Here is a 16150-nt window from a genome sequence, read left to right on the forward strand (position 1 = left end):
GAGGACATTATCAGCGTTCTCCGAACTCGCCGAAGCTCTTCGCTTCTTTCAGGCGCCGCTTATGTCGCTGCTTCTCCTGAGCAGGCGAGATTCCCTCACTCACCATGCGGCGCGCGTCGAGACACAGCTCCCTCGCACGGGCGAGTGTTATACCGTCCGGCCCATATTGTCCGAGCGTTACAGTTTCGCGCCGGCCGTTCATCCGGTAGTCGTATCGGAAGGTCAGCGCGCCCGAGCTTTTGACGAGGACGTACATACCGTCACGGTTCGTGACCTTGTAATCTTTTGCCTTAGATTTCAGATGCTTAAGCGCCGTGTCCGTCAGCAAGGCGACCTCCATTTCTGGCGGAAATCGACCGATTTGCGGCTAAAAGACCGTCAAGCAAAAATCGCGTTAGCTTCCGAAAAAAGACCGTCATCGGCTGAATTGGGCTGACGGTATTGCGATTTTGGCGCTCGGACAAGAAAATGCATACCGTCAAAAAGACCGTCGGAGCGGTCCTTTTGCACGCGATAGTCCGCGATAGATGATGAAGATTTCTGCTTTGAAAATCAGCTACTTAGAGTTGACTAGCGGTAGTTCGCGATAGGCCGCGAAGGACGCTAAATCATTCCCACTCGATCGTCCCAGGCGGCTTGGACGTCACGTCGTAGACGACGCGGTTGATGCCTTTCACCTCGTTGATGATACGGGTGGCGGCAGCGCCGAGGAAGTTCATGTCGTAGTGGTAGAAGTCGGCGGTCATGCCGTCGACGGACGTTACCGCGCGCAGCGCGCAGACGAACTCATAGGTGCGGCCGTCGCCCATGACGCCGACGGTCTGCACCGGAAGCAGCACGGCGAAGGCCTGCCAGATGGCGTCGTAGAGGCCGGCCTTGCGGATCTCGTCGAGATAGATGGCGTCGGCCTCGCGCAGGATCTCCAGCTTCTCACGCGTGATGCCGCCCGGGCAGCGTATGGCAAGGCCGGGGCCAGGGAACGGATGGCGGCCGATAAAGCTTTCCGGGAGGCCGAGTTCCTTGCCGAGCGCCCTCACCTCGTCCTTGAACAATTCACGCAGCGGCTCGACCAGCTTCATGTTCATGCGCTCGGGCAGGCCGCCGACATTGTGGTGCGACTTGATCGTCACCGACGGTCCGCCGGCGAACGAGACGCTTTCGATGACGTCCGGATAGAGCGTGCCCTGCGCCAGGAAGTCGGCGCCGCCGAGTTTCTTCGCCTCCTCCTCGAACACTTCGATGAACAGGCGGCCGATGGTCTTGCGCTTCTTCTCGGGATCGCTCTCGCCTTCCAGCGCCGTGATAAAGCGATCGGAGGCGTCGACCAGGATCAGCGGCAGGTTGTAGTGCTGGCGGAACATCTCCACGACACCCTTGGCCTCGTCCTTGCGCATCAGGCCGTGATCGACGAGGATGCAGGTCAACTGGTCGCCGACCGCTTCGTGGATGAGAAGCGCCGCGACGGAGGAGTCGACGCCGCCCGAGAGCGCGCAGATGACCTTGCCCTTGCCGACCTGCTTGCGGATCGTCTCCACCGCGTGCTCGCGGTAGGCGCGCATCGTCCAATCGCCCTCGATGCCGGCGATGTTGTGGACGAAGTTCCGGAGCAGCCTGGCGCCGTCCGGCGTGTGCACCACTTCCGGGTGGAACATGATGCCGTACATCTTGCGCTCGATATCGCCGAAGATGGCGAAGGGCGAGCTTTCCGATTTGCCGAGCACCTTGAAGCCCGGCGGCAATTCGATGACGCGGTCGCCATGGCTCATCCACACCTGGTGGCGCTGGCCGGGCGCCCACAGGCCCTCGAACAGCGGGCTCTCCTTCTCGATCTCGACGAAGGCGCGGCCGAACTCGCGATGGTTGGAACTTTCGGCGACGCCGCCCATCTGCACGCAGAGTGCCATCTGGCCGTAACAGATGCCGAGCACCGGCACGCCGGCGTCGAAGACGATCTGCGGCGCGCGCGGGCTGCCGATATCGGTGGTCGAGGCCGGGCCGCCCGACAGGATCACCGCTTTCGGGTTGATGCGCTTGAAGGCAGCTTCGGCCGATTGGAACGGCACGATCTCGGAAAAGACGCCGGCCTCGCGGATGCGGCGGGCAATGAGCTGCGTGAACTGGCTGCCGAAATCGACAATCAGGACGGTGTCGGGATGATTGGCTGTCGTCGTCATGGCGAGCCTTTAGAGAAAGAAACGAGTCGGCGCAATGGGTTGTGCGGTCGCACAGCCTACTCCGGTACCGATGCTTCTTCCGATGCGTCGGCCGGTCCGGCGTCGAGCGAGCGCAAGGCATCCATGAGCGCCGCGAAACGCTCTCGGCCGATGCGGTCTATGTAGTCCCGTTCGATCTCGAGCTTGATGCGGTCGCCGTCGCGCAAGGCATCCAAGCCCTTGCGCGTATAACGTACAAGCTTGCCGCGCCCATCCCGTGGGTCGGGAAACCGCTCCAGCACGCCTTCCGCCTCCAGCCCGTCGAGCAATTGCTGAACCGCCTGCTTGGAGGTGGCCGAGCGCTCGATCAATGCCGACTGGCGCGTGCCGTTGCGGGGGATATGGCCAAGCAGCCCGGCGCGCGCTTCGCTGAACCAGCTGTGTCCGGCTGCGCGCATGGCGGACGCGAATTCCGTCTGCCAAGCGCGACTCGCCTGCCATAGCCGCCAGCCGACATGATCGGGCAGTGTCCCGACTCTTTCGTCAAGCTCCTTGACCACTCGATCCAAACTCCATATAGTCAAGATACTTGACGATATTCCTGCCGTCGAGGCATTTCGAAACGCGAACCCATGGATAGGGACAATGACGATACTGAACAGGGACGCCCTGGCCATTATCATGGTCGGCACCACACATGTCATCGACATGGGCGGCAAGAACGCCTTCATCCACTACGAAACCGAGGATCGGGCGCATATGCTCTTGCCGGACGGCACACGCTTCCACGGACTTTGGACGCTGTTGGACGACGGCTACAGGGTCGAATGGAAAGACGGTCCCGCCGGCACGTGGAAGCTCGATCATACACCGGGAGCGATCGACTATATCGATGCGACCGGCGCCGCCCGTGGACGCATTGCACGCATCGATTTCGGCGATCCGCAGCGCCTGGCTGCTTGATCCCAATAGCTCTCAGCCATCCAGCAGACCACCGCCGATCGCCTGCTCGAGCAAACCTATTGCCGCGGCCAGCTTTTCGTCGATGACGTGCAGATACTCCGTCCAGTCGCCGACGTGCCTGAGATCGGCGGCGCCGTCGGAAATGCCGCGCAGGCCGATCAGCGGCACGCCGAACAGCTGGCAGGCGCGCAGGCAGGCGAAGGTCTCCATGTCGACCATGTCGGCGTCGATCGCGTCATAGGCGGCGCCGGTGACGATCGCACCACCGGTCGACAGCGTCGCGCTCCTGATGCCGGGGATGACAAAGGGCAGCGGCACCGTCACCGGCAGGTCGAGGAACGGCGTGGCGCCCTTCTCGAAGCCGAGCGGGGAGGCGTCGATGTCACGGTAGCTCACCGACACGGCCTGGTAGATTTCGGTCTGCTCCAGCGTCCGGCTTCCCGCGGAACCGAGCGAGACGACGAGATCCGGGAGCGCGTCCTGCGCCTTGAGCGCCGCAAGCTCCGCGCCCAGCCGCACCGCGGCCTCGACCGGACCGACGCCGGTCATCAGCGGCGTGAAAAGCCCCTTGAGATGCGGCCCGTATTCGGCCTCCGCGGCCATGACGAAGAGAACGGACTTGCCCGAAAGACGTGACGCTTTATCGGTCATGACGCTCTACCTCTTGTCTGTTGCCCGGCGAAGAGAAAGGGCAACGTGCCCTCGCCCAGCCCTTCGCTATGGCTCCGGGCGTTCGTCGCTCGAAAAGCCCATTTGGCGGCTTTTCGTCCGCTACGGGACCGCTCCTCACCCCTCAATACCGTCGCGGCCGACAACCGTCATCATCGTGCCGGTCATGGTGGCGATCAGCTTGGCCTCGCCGTCGGCCGCGAAGGCGTAGGCCTGGCCGTCGGCAACGATGATGGTGCGGCCGGGCTTTGTCACCGAGCCGCGGAACAGGAAGCGCTCGCCCCTGCCCGGCGCGAGCAGATTGACCTTGAATTCGATGGTCAGCACGCTGGAATTCTGCGGCATCAACGAGAACGCGGCATAGCCGCAGGCCGAGTCCAACGCGGTCGAGATGACGCCGGCGTGCAGGAAGCCGTGCTGCTGGGTGAGCGACGGCGCGTAAGGCATCTCGATCTCGATGATGCCGGGCGTGACCAGCGTCAGCTCCGCGCCAATGGTGGCCATCGCCTTTTGGCGGGCAAAGGAAGTCCTGACGCGATCCTCATAGTCGGGAGCGGGTACGATCTTGGCTGCCATGGCCCTTCGCCTTCACGTTTGCTGGCGAAGCTTATTGCAGAGGCAGCCAAGACAGGCAATCTCTTATGTTGCAGCGCAGCAAAACGCTGCCTGCCCTCAGGCTGCCCTGCGCAGGGCATGGAAATAGAAGCCGTCGGTGCCGCTGAGCGCCGGCGACAGCGAGATGCCGCCGGTGCCGGCGATGCGCGCAGCGTCTTCATGGCCGGGGAAACGGGCATCCCAAAGCTCTCGATGGTCGACCGGCGCAAAGTCGCCGTGGCGTTCGCGGAAGGCCGCGACCTGCTCGCCGTTTTCGGCATCGAACACCGAGCAGGTGATGTAGACGAGCAGTCCGCCGGGTTTCACAAAAGCCTGCGCCGTGTCGAGGATCGCCTGCTGCTCGCCTTTGCGGGCGTCGAGCTGCCTTTCGGTCAACCGCCACTTGGCGTCGGGCCGGCGGCGCCAGGTGCCGCTGCCGGTGCAGGGCGCGTCGATGAGCACGATGTCCATATGCGCGGTAAGCGGCGTGAGCTCGGCGGGCTTGCTGACGATCTGGATATTGCGGCTGTGCGCGCGACGGATGCGTTCGAAGATCGGCGCCAGCCGCACCTTCTCCGCGTCGTGGGCGAAAAGCTGGCCTGTATTGCCCATCTCGGCCGACAGCGCCAGCGTCTTGCCGCCGGCGCCTGCGCAATAGTCGAGCACCTGCATGCCGGGCGCGGCACCCGCAAGTGCGGCAGCAAGCTGCGAACCCTCGTCCTGCACTTCGAACCAGCCTTTCTGGAAGGCTGGCTCGGCCTGGACGTTCGGATGCCTGCCGTCGCCGTCGATCGGCGGGATGCGGATGCCGAGCGGCGCGATCGCTGCAGGTGCTGCACCCGTGCCCTTGAGTTCGGCCAGCACCTTGCCGCGGTCGGACAGCAAGGCATTGACCCTGAGATCCAGCGGCGGACGCGTCGCAAGAGCCGCCCCCTCCTCGACCCAATCTTCGCCATAGGCCTGCTCGAGCAGCGGCGCGCACCAGTCCGGAACATCGGCCCGCACGGCGTCGGGCGCGTCGGCGAGCCTGCGCTCGGCCGCGGCTTTCAGTTCGGCGGCGCTGAGCAGCGGCGGCGCGAACTTGTCGCCGTCGAGCGCCTCGTTCAGCGACCGCGCGGTCTGGCCCCATTCCAAGAGCAGCGCGCCGAAGCCGGTGGCGCGGGGCGTGTCCTCGCCGAAGAGCCAGCCGGCCGAGCGCCTGCGGCGCAGCGCGTCGTAGACGATGTTGCCGATCGCCGCCCGGTCGCCGCCGCCGGCAAAGCGATGCGACAGGCCCCAGTCGCGCAGAGCGTCGGCCACCGGCCGGTGGCGCCTGCCGATGTCTTCCAGCACTTCGATGGCCGCCGCCAGCCTTCCGCCCAGTCTCATTCCTGCTTCCGTCTACCGTTGCTTTCAGCCCTGCTCTTAGAGCCTTTCCTGCTCCGATTGAAACAGTTCTGTTGCGGCGAGGCCAAAACGACCTGTCCAACGCCATGCTGCCTGCAACAGACGGAATGCTTTTTCGCAGCAGTCGGCCGCCGACGGAAAACAAGAACAAATCGATGGGAACATGAAAGTTTTCTAATGTTTTGACTGGCGGATACAAGCAAGCCTGCTGGATTAACCACTCGGCTTTCCAAGTTTTGCCGGCAGGAATACTCTTTCGCCTGTGATTCGCGGCGCGGGAAACGCGCTTTGACGGATCCTCACGAGGAGAGGGCAATGAAGACTTATCTGGCAGAAGTTCTAGGCACGTTTTTGTTGGTGTTCATCGGTACGGCCTCCGTGGTCACGGGCGGTTTCGGCGGCGCGCTGCCGCTCGGCCAGGAAGGCATCGGCCTGGCGTTCGGCATCGGCCTGATCGCGGCGGCCTATGCGATCGGCCCGATCTCGGGCGCGCATCTCAATCCGGCGGTGACGCTCGGCGTGTTCCTCGCGGGACGGATGCCAGCCAAGGATGTCGTCCCTTACTGGATCGCGCAGGTCATCGGCGCCATCATCGCTTCGCTGGCGCTGTGGATCATCGTCACAGGCCAGGCGGGCGGCCACACCGGCGGTTTCGGCGCCAATGGCTGGGACGAGGCGAAATGGGGCATGAGCTCGGCCTTCCTGTGGGAGCTGATCGGCACCTTCACCTTCGTCACCGTGATCCTCGGCGTCACCAACGCCAAGCACACCACCGCCTTCGCCGGCCTGGTCATCGGCCTGACTCTGGCGGGGATTCACTTCGCCATGATCCCGGTGACGGGCACCTCGGTCAACCCGGCGCGCTCGATCGGCCCGGCGCTGTTCTCGGGCGGCGCGGCGCTCAGCCAGCTCTGGCTGTTCATCGTCGCACCGTTGATCGGCGGCGCCATTGCCGGCGTCGTCGCCAAGGCGGGAATCTTCGAAAAAGACTGATATCTCGGTTTCTTGAAGCAATTCCGGACGGAAACCGCCGTACACTTTTCTGGGAATTGCTTCGGCTCAATGCAAAAGGCGCAGGCCTGAACCCGCGCCTTTTTCTTTGGGAGGATGAGCCCTAAAGCGCATCGCGATCTTTCAGATTCGCTCTGTGCGCTTTAGGTTTTGGTTTTATGCATGTCTTTGTCCCGAAACCGGTTCCCACTTTCGGGAGACATGCTTTACTTCGCGGCGATCTCGAAACGGTCGAGGTTCATCACCTTCGTCCAGGCCTTGACGAAGTCCTTGACGAACTTCTGCTTGGCGTCGGCCGAGCCGTAGACCTCGGCCAGCGCACGCAATTGCGAGTGCGAGCCGAAGATCAGATCGGCGCGCGTGCCGGTCCATTTGACCTGCTTGGTCTTGCGGTCGCGCGCCTCATAGACCTCCTCCGCGCCGGGCTCGGTGCCCGCAGCCGGATCCCAGACCGTCGCCATCGAAAGCAGATTGACGAAGAAGTCGTTGGTCAGCGTCCCGGGCTTGTCGGTGAACACGCCATGCTTGGAGCCGCCGGCGTTGGCGCCGAGCACACGCAGGCCGCCGACCAGCACCGTCATTTCCGGCGCCGTCAGCGTCAGCAGCTGCGCGCGGTCGACCAGCATCGCCTCGACGGACATCGGCAGCTTGCCGCGGACGTAGCTGCGGAAGCCGTCGGCCCTCGGCTCGAGCGCCGCGAAGGACTCGACATCCGTCTGCTCCTGCGAGGCATCCATCCGGCCCGGCGTGAATGGCACCTTCACTTCATTGCCGCCATCCTTGGCGGCCTTCTCGACCGCGGCGACGCCGCCGAGCACGATGAGATCGGCAAGCGAGACCTTCTTGTCGCCCGTCTGCGCCGCGTTGAACTCCTCCTGGATGGCTTCGAGCTTCGCCAGCACCTTCGACAGTTGAGCCGGCTGATTGACGTCCCAGTCCTTCTGGGGCTCAAGGCGGATGCGGCCGCCATTGGCGCCGCCGCGCTTGTCCGAGCCGCGGAAGGTCGAGGCGGAAGCCCAGGCGGTCGAGACCAGCTCGGAGACCGAGAGGCCGGAGGCCAGGATCTTCGCCTTCAGCGCGGCGATGTCCGCTTCGCTCACCAGCTCGTGGTCGATCGCCGGGATCGGATCCTGCCAGATCAGCTCTTCCTTCGGCACGAGCGGGCCGAGATAGCGAACCACCGGCCCCATGTCGCGATGGGTGAGCTTGAACCAGGCGCGGGCGAAGGCGTCGGCAAACTGGTCGGGATGCTGGTGGAAGCGGCGCGCAATCTTCTCATAGGCTGGGTCGAAGCGCAGCGAGAGGTCGGTGGTGAGCATGGCCGGCGCATGATGCTTGGATGCATTGTGCGCGTCCGGCACCGTGCCGGCGCCGGCGCCGCCTTTCGGCGTCCACTGATTGGCGCCGGCCGGGCTCTTCGTCAGCTCCCATTCGTAGTTGAACAGGTTGTCGAAGAAATTGTTGCTCCATTTGGTCGGCGTCGTGGTCCAGGTGACCTCGAGGCCCGAAGTGATGGCGTCGCCGGCAATGCCGCTGGCATATTTGCTCGACCAGCCGAGGCCCTGCGCCTCGATGCCGGCGCCTTCCGGCTCCACGCCCACAAGTGCTGCATCACCAGCGCCGTGCGTCTTGCCGAACGTGTGGCCGCCGGCGATCAGCGCCACGGTCTCCTCGTCATTCATCGCCATGCGGCGGAAGGTCTCGCGAATGTCGCGCGCAGCCGCGAGCGGGTCCGGCTTGCCGTTCGGGCCTTCCGGGTTGACGTAAATCAGGCCCATCTGCACCGCGCCGAGATGGCCTTGCAGCTCGCGGTCGCCGGAATAGCGCTGGTCGTCCAGCCACTTGGTTTCGGAACCCCAGTCGACGTCCTGCTCCGGCTCCCAGACATCGGCGCGGCCGCCGGCGAAACCGAAGGTCTTGAAGCCCATCGATTCCAACGCGACGTTGCCGGCGAGGATCATCAGGTCGGCCCAGGAGATCTTGCGGCCGTATTTTTGCTTGACCGGCCAGAGCAGCCGGCGGGCCTTGTCGAGATTGGCATTGTCCGGCCAGCTGTTGAGCGGCGCGAACCGCTGCTGACCGGCGCCGGCGCCGCCGCGGCCGTCGCCGATGCGATAGGTGCCGGCGCTGTGCCAAGCCATGCGAATGAACAGCGGTCCGTAGTGACCGAAGTCGGCCGGCCACCAGTCCTGCGAATCGGTCATGACATGGGTGAGGTCCTTGATCACCGCGTCGAGATCGAGACTCGCAAATTCCTTGGCATAGTCGAAATCCTCGCCCATCGGGTCCGAGAGGTTCGACTGCTGATGAAGAACGGCAAGGTCGAGCTGGTTCGGCCACCAATCGCGATTGGTCCTGCCGGCGGATCCATGCGCCACAGGGCATTTGCCAGCGCTGTTGTCGTCGGTTTTCGCGTCCATCTTACTCTCCGAGGTTGAATTTTTGCCGAGATTGATACTGCGCGGATTTCTGGGCCAGCCAGCGGCCGCGCCAATCTGGAATGATTCCAGACTAGGTCGGCTTGGCGATAAAGACAAATTGCCTTTGCTATTTTTTCCGATAGGATTTTCTTATGATTGGTCTCACCGTCCGACAGATGCTCTATTTCGACGCGCTGGCGCAAACGCTGCATTTCGGCCACGCCGCGAAGCTCGCCGGCGTCAGCCAGCCGGCGCTCTCCGCCCAGATTTCGGAAATGGAGCAACGGCTGAACTGCCTCCTGTTCGAGCGCGGCGGCAGGACGGTGCGGATGACCGACGAAGCGATTGCCCTGCAGCCGCGCATCGAGCGCATACTCGCCGACATACGTGACGTCGAGACGACTGCCAGGCGTGGCCGTCCCGCCATGGAAGGCCGCTTCCGGCTGGGCATCATCCCGACGGTTGCGCCCTATCTCCTGCCGCGGGTGCTGCCGGAATTGAAGAGGCACTTCCCCGCCCTGCAGCTCGAGCTACGCGAGGCGGTGACCGCATCGCTGGTCGAGGACAACGTCTCGGGTCGGCTCGACGCGTTCATCGCCGCGCTGCCGCTCGACTATCCCGGGCTCGCCACCGAGGAGCTTTTCCCCGACCGCTTCTTCCTCGCCGTGCCGGCGGGCGACCCCGCCTTCGCCTCGCCGCCGGTGCCGCCGGAAAGCCCGGCGCTGGAGCGACTGATGCTCTTGGAAGAAGGCCACTGCCTGCGCGAGCAGGCTTTGGCCGTCTGCGGCAACGTGCGGCCGGTGGCGATGGCAAGCTATGGCGCCACCAGTCTCACTACACTCCTGCAGATGGTGGCGCACGGGCTGGGGGTGACGCTGGTGCCGGAAATGGCCGCAAGTGCCGCCGGCGTCATGCCGGACTTGAGGATCGTGCCGTTCCAGGAACCGATGCCGCAGCGCATGATCTGCCTCGCATGGCGGAAGAACAAGGTGCGCCAGGACGAATGCCTGGAGCTGGCGAAGATCATACGGGGCTTGGATGCAGCGGTGCTGGCGAGCTAACGCCGGCGTCGCCAGCTTGTCCTCATCCCGGATCCGATCGGCAAGCTTCACGGCACAAATATCAGAAACACGTAGGTAAAAAACACCACGATATGAACCATTCCCGTCAGGAACGTCGTTCTTTCGGTGCTGAAGCTTACGTTGCATATGAGGAGCGCCAAGACCAAAAGGACCGCGTCAGCCGACGGAAGCCCCAAGGTCAAGCCTCTGCCCGTCAGCAGGCTGGCGGCCGCGACCGCCGGTATCGTCAGACCGATCGTGGCGCAAGCCGAACCCATCGCGACGTTCAAGCCGCGCTGCAGCTCATTGTTGAGCGAGGCGCGAACCGCCGAAATGGCCTCCGGCATCAAAACCAGCCCCGCGATCAACGCTCCCACGATACTGTCGGCCTGGGTCACCTGGTAGGCAACGAGCGTGTCCTCGACACCCGCGGCGACCTGCTCGGCGAGCATGACGATTCCGACCAGCCCGCTCAACAGCAGCAGGAGGCCGACGGAAACGCTTTCGTGAGGGGCGGTTCGCGTCGAAACCTCGTGCGCCTGTTCCTGGACGAAGTCTTCCCGGTGCCGGACGGTCTGGGCGAACACGAAACTTGCATAGAGCAGCACCGAAAGGACGCTTACAAAACCAAGCTGAGCTGCCGAAAACGTGCCGGGATCCGTCGTTTGAGTGTAGGTCGGCAGCACAAGCGTCATGACGGTCAGGGCAACCAGAACCGCCAGATACGCGCTGGTCCCCTGGCGAACGATTGCCTGCTTGCGATGACGCCAGCCGCCAAGCGTGAGGCACGTGCCGACAACGCCGGTGGAGGCGATCATCACCGTCGAGAAAACGGACTCGCGTGCCAGTGTCGGGTTGTTCGCTCCATGCAGCATCATGGACACGATGATCGACACTTCGATCGCCGTCACGGCAAAGGTCAGCACCAATGTTCCGTACGGCTCCCCCACGCGCCGGGCCACTGCCTCGGCGTGGTCGAGCACCACGAAAATGGTGGTGAACATGATCGCGCTCGAAAGCGCCCCAACGAGAATCCTGACGCTCAGCGAACCTTCGTCCACCGAAAAACCGCTGGCTCTGACCGCGACAGCCATCACCAGGGCGATCAATGGCATCGCGTAGGAAGTCGCCGACCGTGCGGAACCAGTCATTCAAGCCCCCCAAACGCCGTGCGTTTCCGCGAACTTAGCGGAAAAGCACGTCGGGAGCACCTCTCACGGGCATCTTTGCCTGCCAAGCGCAGCATTCAAAACACGATCGAGGACTGGGCACCATTTTCGGCATCGAATGTCACAATGGCCGTGCGAACCGCCCCACAGAATCTTTCCAGAAGTTCCGGCTCGCTCCCCAGTCGACGGCGCAACGACAAGGGCACTTCCAGCTGTGCTCCTTTCCCCGTCAATCCTCGGTTGACGATGTTCGAATCCTGGATACCTGGAAAGGGATGGTTGTCCTTTTTCGTCTGGAAATCGGCCTCCTGTAGACGCCAGGCTATCACCGAAACCAACGCAGCGTCTTTGCCTCCCAAGTAGACTGTCGAGGGGTCGTCCCGATCCTGACGACCGTGGATAGCGACGACAGTGGACTTCGTCCGCAACAGTTCCAGCGCGGACTCCTCGTCAAAGTTCCTGGACGTTATGTGCAGCTCTCGGTTGCTCTCCGGCATGAGCCCTTCAAAGCAATACATATCGAGATCGCGCCCTGCTATCGCCTCGGTGATCAAGGAGGTGCGGGGCTCGATCTTGCCGCCATGCGGGGCCATGACGATCGCACTGCCGGTTCGGCCTCCGCGCCGGACGACTATGCGATAATCTATGTTTTCGATTTTGGCGGCTTTCAGCGCCGCGAAATTGGAAACTCGTTGTCCATAGATGCCGTTTCACGCCGTCTTCTGCGCCACCAACCCCAGTTCCTCGACCATCGCCTCGCGCATCAGGAATTTTTGCGGCTTGCCGGTCACCGTCATCGGCAGTTCGGTGCGGAAGCGGATGTAGCGCGGCACCTTGTAGTGCGCGATCTGGCCGGCGCAGAAGGCCTTGATTTCCTGCTCGGTAGCGATCTGACCGGGCTTCAGCACGATCCAGGCGCAGAGTTCCTCGCCATACTTGTCGTCGGGGATGCCGAAGACCTGCACTTCCTTGATCTTGGGATGGCGATAGAGGAACTCCTCGACCTCGCGCGGATAGACGTTCTCGCCGCCGCGGATGACCATGTCCTTCACCCGGCCGACGATGTTGCAATAGCCTTCCGCGTCTATTGTCGCGAGGTCGCCGGTGTGCATCCAGCCGTCGGCGTCGACCGCTTCGCGCGTCTTCTCGGCGTCGTCCCAATAGCCCTTCATCACAGAATAGCCGCGCGTGCAGAGCTCGCCAGGCGCGCCGGCCGCGACGGTCGCGCCGTCGGCGCCGACCGCCTTGACCTCGACATGCGGATGGATGCGGCCGACGGTGGAGACGCGCTTGTCCAACGGGTCGTCGACGCTGCTCTGGAAGGAGACCGGGCTGGTCTCGGTCATGCCATAGGCGATGGTCACTTGGCTCATATGCATCAGCGACACGACCTTCTTCATCACCTCGATCGGGCATGGCGAGCCGGCCATGATGCCGGTGCGCAGGCTGGAGAGGTCGAAGGTCGGGAAATCGGCGTGATCGAGCATGGCGACGAACATGGTCGGCACGCCATAGACGCCTGTGCAGCGCTCCTGCGCGATCGCCTTGAGCGTCGCGCCGGCGTCAAAACCTTCGCCTGGGAAGACCATGGTCGCGCCCTTGGTGACGCAGCCCATCGTGCCCATCGACATGCCGAAGCAATGATAGAGCGGCACCGGGATGCACAGCCGGTCGTCGACGGTGAGCCTGATGGCCGAAGTGACGAAATTGCCGTTGTTGACGATGTTCAAGTGGGTGAGCGTCGCGCCCTTCGGCGCGCCCGTCGTACCTGACGTGAACTGGATGTTGATGGCGTCGCCGGGCTTCAGGCTTTCGGAAATGCGATCGAGGCTGTCATGCTCGTCGCGGCCGGCCATGGCGAGCACATCGCCGAAATTGAACATGCCGGGCGAATTGTCGTCGCCCATGCGAATGACGATCTTCAGCGCCGGCAGCTTTCTTGCCTTGAGCTTGCCCGGCTCGGCAGTGGCGATCTCCGGCGCCAGCGTCTCGATCATGCCGAGATAGTCGGAGGTCTTGAAGCTGACGGCGGTGACCAGCGCCTTGCACGCGACCTTGTTGAGGGCATATTCCAGCTCGGTCAGCCGGTAGGCCGGATTGATATTGACCAGGATCAGGCCGATGCGCGCGGTGGCGAACTGCGTCACCAGCCATTCCCAGCGGTTGGGCGACCAGATGCCGACGCGATCGCCCTTCTCCAACCCGAGCGCCAGAAAGCCGGCGGCTAAAGCATCGACCGTGTCCGAAAGCTCGCTCCAGGTGAAGCGCTTGTCCTGGCCGACGAAGACGGCGGCGTCGAGAGTGGCGTATCTGCTCACCGTATCGGAAAACAGTTCCGGAATGGTCTTGTCGAGCAAGGGCACCGAGCGATCGCCCGAAACATGCGCCCTGCCGTCCACCGGAGCGATGAAGGTGCCTCCGCGCCCCCGCAGATTGCTGGCGCTCTTGAGCTCGTCGAGATTGATCGCCATCGCCGTCTCCTCCCGGGATGCGTGAGCCTATCAGCCGATGGCGGCGGTGGAAATCCGCCAAAGGTAGGCAGAGCAACCGCCTGCGGTTCCAATGCCCGCTTTGGCGATCTGCTTCGACACGTTTGGCGCTGCCCCTCATTGTCCTGCCGGACATTTCTCCCCTTATAGCTACGGGGAGAAAGGGCGCGTCACCGATGATTTCGCCAACTGTCGATGTTGCAGGAAGAATGCCGAGGCTGCGGCCAGCTTCTTTCTCCCGTTTACGAGGAGAAATGTCCGGTAGGACAATGAGGGGCGGCGCCGACCTCGGCTATTTATTTCTTCACTGACGCCATCTTCACCGCAATATCGCGCAAGACGGCTTCGTCTGCCACATCTCGTCTATTCCTGGATGCGACGAGACAGGCCTGCGAGTTCAGGATCACGCCATCGCCCAGCACCTTGAGGTGGTTGGCGCGCAAGGTCGAGCCGGTGGTGGTGATGTCGACGATGACATCGGCCAGACCCGCCGCCGGCGCGCCTTCGGTGGCGCCGAGGCTTTCGACGATGCGGTAGACCTGGATGCCGTGCTTGAGCGAAAAGAACTGCTGTGTCAGCCGCCAGTATTTGGTGGCAATCCTGAGGCGTCGGCCATGGCGCTGGCGGAAATCGGCGGCAACGTCGTCGAGGTCGGTCATGGTCTCGACATCGAGCCAGATGTCCGGCACCGCCACAACGACATCGGCATGGCCGAAGCCGAGGCGGGCGACGATCTCGGCGCGCGCTTCCCAATCGGCGAGGTTCTCGCGCAAAAGGTCCTCGCCGGTGATGCCGAGATCGACCGTGCCCTGACCGATCTCGCCGGCGATTTCGGACGCCGACAGGAAGGCCACCTCGACATTATCGAGGCCATCGATGCGGGCGCGGTATTTGCGATCGTCTTGCGGCAAGGTCACCGCCAGACCGGCCTTGGCCAGGACTTCCAGCGACTGTTCCTTGAGACGGCCTTTCGACGGGATCGCCAGCGTGATCATTTGGCGCTCTCCCGCAAGGCCTCGATGCGGTCGAGCCACACCGAGAAGCCGACGCCGGGGATCGGCTTCTTCGCGCCGAGCAGCGTCAGCAGCCTGTCGTAGCGGCCGCCGCCGACCAGCGGGCGATCGGCATCAGCTGCGGCGATCTCGAAAACGAGCCCGGTGTAGTAATCGAGCGGACGGCCGAAGGCGGCGTCGTAGCGGATTGCCGCCATCGGCAGGCCATGCGCCTCGATCGCCTCGGCGCGGGCGGCGAAATTCTCCAGCGCCGCGCCCAGCGACAGGCCGGCATCGGCGGCGAATTTTTCCAGCGCTTCCGTGGCGCCATCCAGCGCGACGTCGATCTCGAGAAAGCCCTTCAGCGCCGAGAAAGCCTCGTCGGACAGCCGCACGCTGCGCAGCTGCGCCTTCTCGATCAGCCGCCGCGCTATGTCGGCGGGCGCGCGGCCGGACGAAGCCGACAGGCCAGCCTCCTCCATGCCGGCGGCGATATGCGCGGCAAGCCCGTCCGCATCGCCGTCGAGCACCAGCAAGGCGACCGGGCCGGAGAGCTGGCTGTTGCGCGGCGGATTGGCGAGATCGGCGAGCGCCGCTTCCAGCATCGGCGCCGAGCCGAAGGCGCGCGCCAGCCGCATGCGCCAGCCGCGCGGCAGGCCGAGCGCTGCCAGCACGGCCTCGAAGATCGTCTGGTCGCCGAGAGTGATGGCGAGTTGCTGGCCGGGCAGCACCAGCGACAGCAGCGCATGCGCGTCGGCCAGCGAGCGGGCGTCGGCCGCGGCCGTGTCGCGGTCGCCGAGATCCTCGATGCCGGCCTGGAAGAACTCGTTGCCGCCCTCGCGGCGCTGGCGGAACACCTCGCCGAGATAGGAATAACGGCGCGGCGTGCCGGCCTGGCTGGCGATGTGGTCGAGGCAGACGGGGATGGTGAATTCTGGCCTGAGACAGAGCGTCTTGCCGGTCTCGCTCTCGGTGAGGAAGATGCGGCGGCGCAGGTCCTCCCCCGCCATGTCGAGGAACGGATCGGCCGGCTGCAGCACGGCGACTTCGACGGCGCGCGTGTCGCGCTCGGCGAAGAGTTTTGTGATGTCGGCGGCGATGGCGGGGCGGGAGGTCATAAAGCGCCATCTCCCCTTCTCCCCTTGTGGGAGAAGGTGGATCGGCGCGCAGCGCCGAGACGGATGAGGGGTGTTGGACGGAATGAGACGCCGGCGTTCCCTGGAACACCCCTCATCCGACCGAG

14 protein-coding genes and 1 pseudogene are annotated in these 16150 nt (G+C 63.9%); 3 read left to right on the forward strand and 12 right to left on the reverse strand.

The annotated features are described in order from the left end of the window. Window positions 1–13: 13 nt before the first annotated feature. The 3 genes and pseudogenes from QAZ22_RS30380 to QAZ22_RS30390 all read right to left on the reverse strand — a co-directional run. A pseudogene (locus QAZ22_RS30380) lies at window positions 14–328 on the reverse strand (Arm DNA-binding domain-containing protein); the annotation flags it as partial. 280 nt (window positions 329–608) lie between these two features. Beyond that, complete coding sequence (guaA, locus tag QAZ22_RS30385) at window positions 609–2174, reverse strand: glutamine-hydrolyzing GMP synthase (RefSeq protein ID WP_278204597.1); 1566 nt, start codon at window positions 2172–2174, stop codon at window positions 609–611. 56 nt (window positions 2175–2230) lie between these two features. Further along, window positions 2231–2611: a MarR family winged helix-turn-helix transcriptional regulator gene (locus tag QAZ22_RS30390; RefSeq protein WP_278204599.1), complete on the reverse strand. Its 381-nt coding sequence runs from the start codon at window positions 2609–2611 to the stop codon at window positions 2231–2233. Between the two features lie 187 nt (window positions 2612–2798). On the opposite strand from QAZ22_RS30390, the gene QAZ22_RS30395 reads away from it, so the two are divergent. Then, complete coding sequence (locus tag QAZ22_RS30395) at window positions 2799–3116, forward strand: hypothetical protein (RefSeq protein WP_278204600.1); 318 nt, start codon at window positions 2799–2801, stop codon at window positions 3114–3116. A gap of 12 nt (window positions 3117–3128) precedes the next feature. On the opposite strand, the gene QAZ22_RS30400 is transcribed toward QAZ22_RS30395, so the two are convergent. From QAZ22_RS30400 to QAZ22_RS30410, 3 genes are all read right to left on the reverse strand, one after another. Further along, window positions 3129–3767, reverse strand: coding sequence for a 5'-methylthioadenosine/S-adenosylhomocysteine nucleosidase (locus QAZ22_RS30400; protein ID WP_278204601.1), 639 nt, complete (start codon window positions 3765–3767; stop codon window positions 3129–3131). A 135-nt stretch (window positions 3768–3902) separates the two neighbouring features. After that, window positions 3903–4361 (reverse strand): PaaI family thioesterase, encoded by a 459-nt coding sequence (locus QAZ22_RS30405; RefSeq protein WP_040973884.1) that lies wholly within the window; start codon window positions 4359–4361, stop codon window positions 3903–3905. 96 nt (window positions 4362–4457) lie between these two features. Continuing rightward, window positions 4458–5747 carry an RsmB/NOP family class I SAM-dependent RNA methyltransferase gene (locus QAZ22_RS30410; protein WP_278204602.1) on the reverse strand — a complete coding sequence of 430 codons (1290 nt, stop codon included), beginning with the start codon at window positions 5745–5747 and terminating at the stop codon, window positions 4458–4460. Window positions 5748–6080: 333 nt separating this feature from the next. On the opposite strand from QAZ22_RS30410, the gene QAZ22_RS30415 reads away from it, so the two are divergent. Continuing rightward, window positions 6081–6758 (forward strand): MIP family channel protein, encoded by a 678-nt coding sequence (locus QAZ22_RS30415; RefSeq protein WP_278204603.1) that lies wholly within the window; start codon window positions 6081–6083, stop codon window positions 6756–6758. Between the two features lie 224 nt (window positions 6759–6982). Here QAZ22_RS30415 and katG read toward each other — a convergent pair whose 3' ends face one another. Then, window positions 6983–9196, reverse strand: a complete 2214-nt coding sequence (gene katG, locus QAZ22_RS30420) for a catalase/peroxidase HPI (protein ID WP_278204605.1) — start codon at window positions 9194–9196, stop codon at window positions 6983–6985. 152 nt (window positions 9197–9348) lie between these two features. Between katG and QAZ22_RS30425 the strand changes: the two genes are divergently transcribed. Further along, window positions 9349–10257: a hydrogen peroxide-inducible genes activator gene (locus tag QAZ22_RS30425; RefSeq protein ID WP_278204606.1), complete on the forward strand. Its 909-nt coding sequence runs from the start codon at window positions 9349–9351 to the stop codon at window positions 10255–10257. A gap of 47 nt (window positions 10258–10304) precedes the next feature. On the opposite strand, the gene QAZ22_RS30430 is transcribed toward QAZ22_RS30425, so the two are convergent. The 5 genes from QAZ22_RS30430 to QAZ22_RS30450 all read right to left on the reverse strand — a co-directional run bounded on the left by QAZ22_RS30430 (window position 10305) and on the right by QAZ22_RS30450 (window position 16025). Further along, complete coding sequence (locus QAZ22_RS30430; RefSeq protein ID WP_278204608.1) at window positions 10305–11408, reverse strand: calcium:proton antiporter; 1104 nt, start codon at window positions 11406–11408, stop codon at window positions 10305–10307. Window positions 11409–11503: 95 nt separating this feature from the next. Continuing rightward, window positions 11504–12130: a poly-gamma-glutamate hydrolase family protein gene (locus QAZ22_RS30435; RefSeq protein WP_347566958.1), complete on the reverse strand. Its 627-nt coding sequence runs from the start codon at window positions 12128–12130 to the stop codon at window positions 11504–11506. 6 nt (window positions 12131–12136) lie between these two features. Further along, window positions 12137–13897: an AMP-binding protein gene (locus tag QAZ22_RS30440; protein ID WP_278204609.1), complete on the reverse strand. Its 1761-nt coding sequence runs from the start codon at window positions 13895–13897 to the stop codon at window positions 12137–12139. Between the two features lie 314 nt (window positions 13898–14211). After that, on the reverse strand, window positions 14212–14910 hold the full coding sequence (gene hisG / locus QAZ22_RS30445) for an ATP phosphoribosyltransferase (protein WP_278204610.1): 699 nt from the start codon (window positions 14908–14910) through the stop codon (window positions 14212–14214). Continuing rightward, window positions 14907–16025, reverse strand: a complete 1119-nt coding sequence (locus QAZ22_RS30450; RefSeq protein WP_278204611.1) for an ATP phosphoribosyltransferase regulatory subunit — start codon at window positions 16023–16025, stop codon at window positions 14907–14909. The genes hisG and QAZ22_RS30450 overlap by 4 nt, the downstream gene beginning before the upstream one ends. Window positions 16026–16150: the final 125 nt, after the last annotated feature.

This window comes from Mesorhizobium sp. WSM4906, assembly GCF_029674625.1.
In the GTDB taxonomy this organism is placed as follows: domain Bacteria; phylum Pseudomonadota; class Alphaproteobacteria; order Rhizobiales; family Rhizobiaceae; genus Mesorhizobium.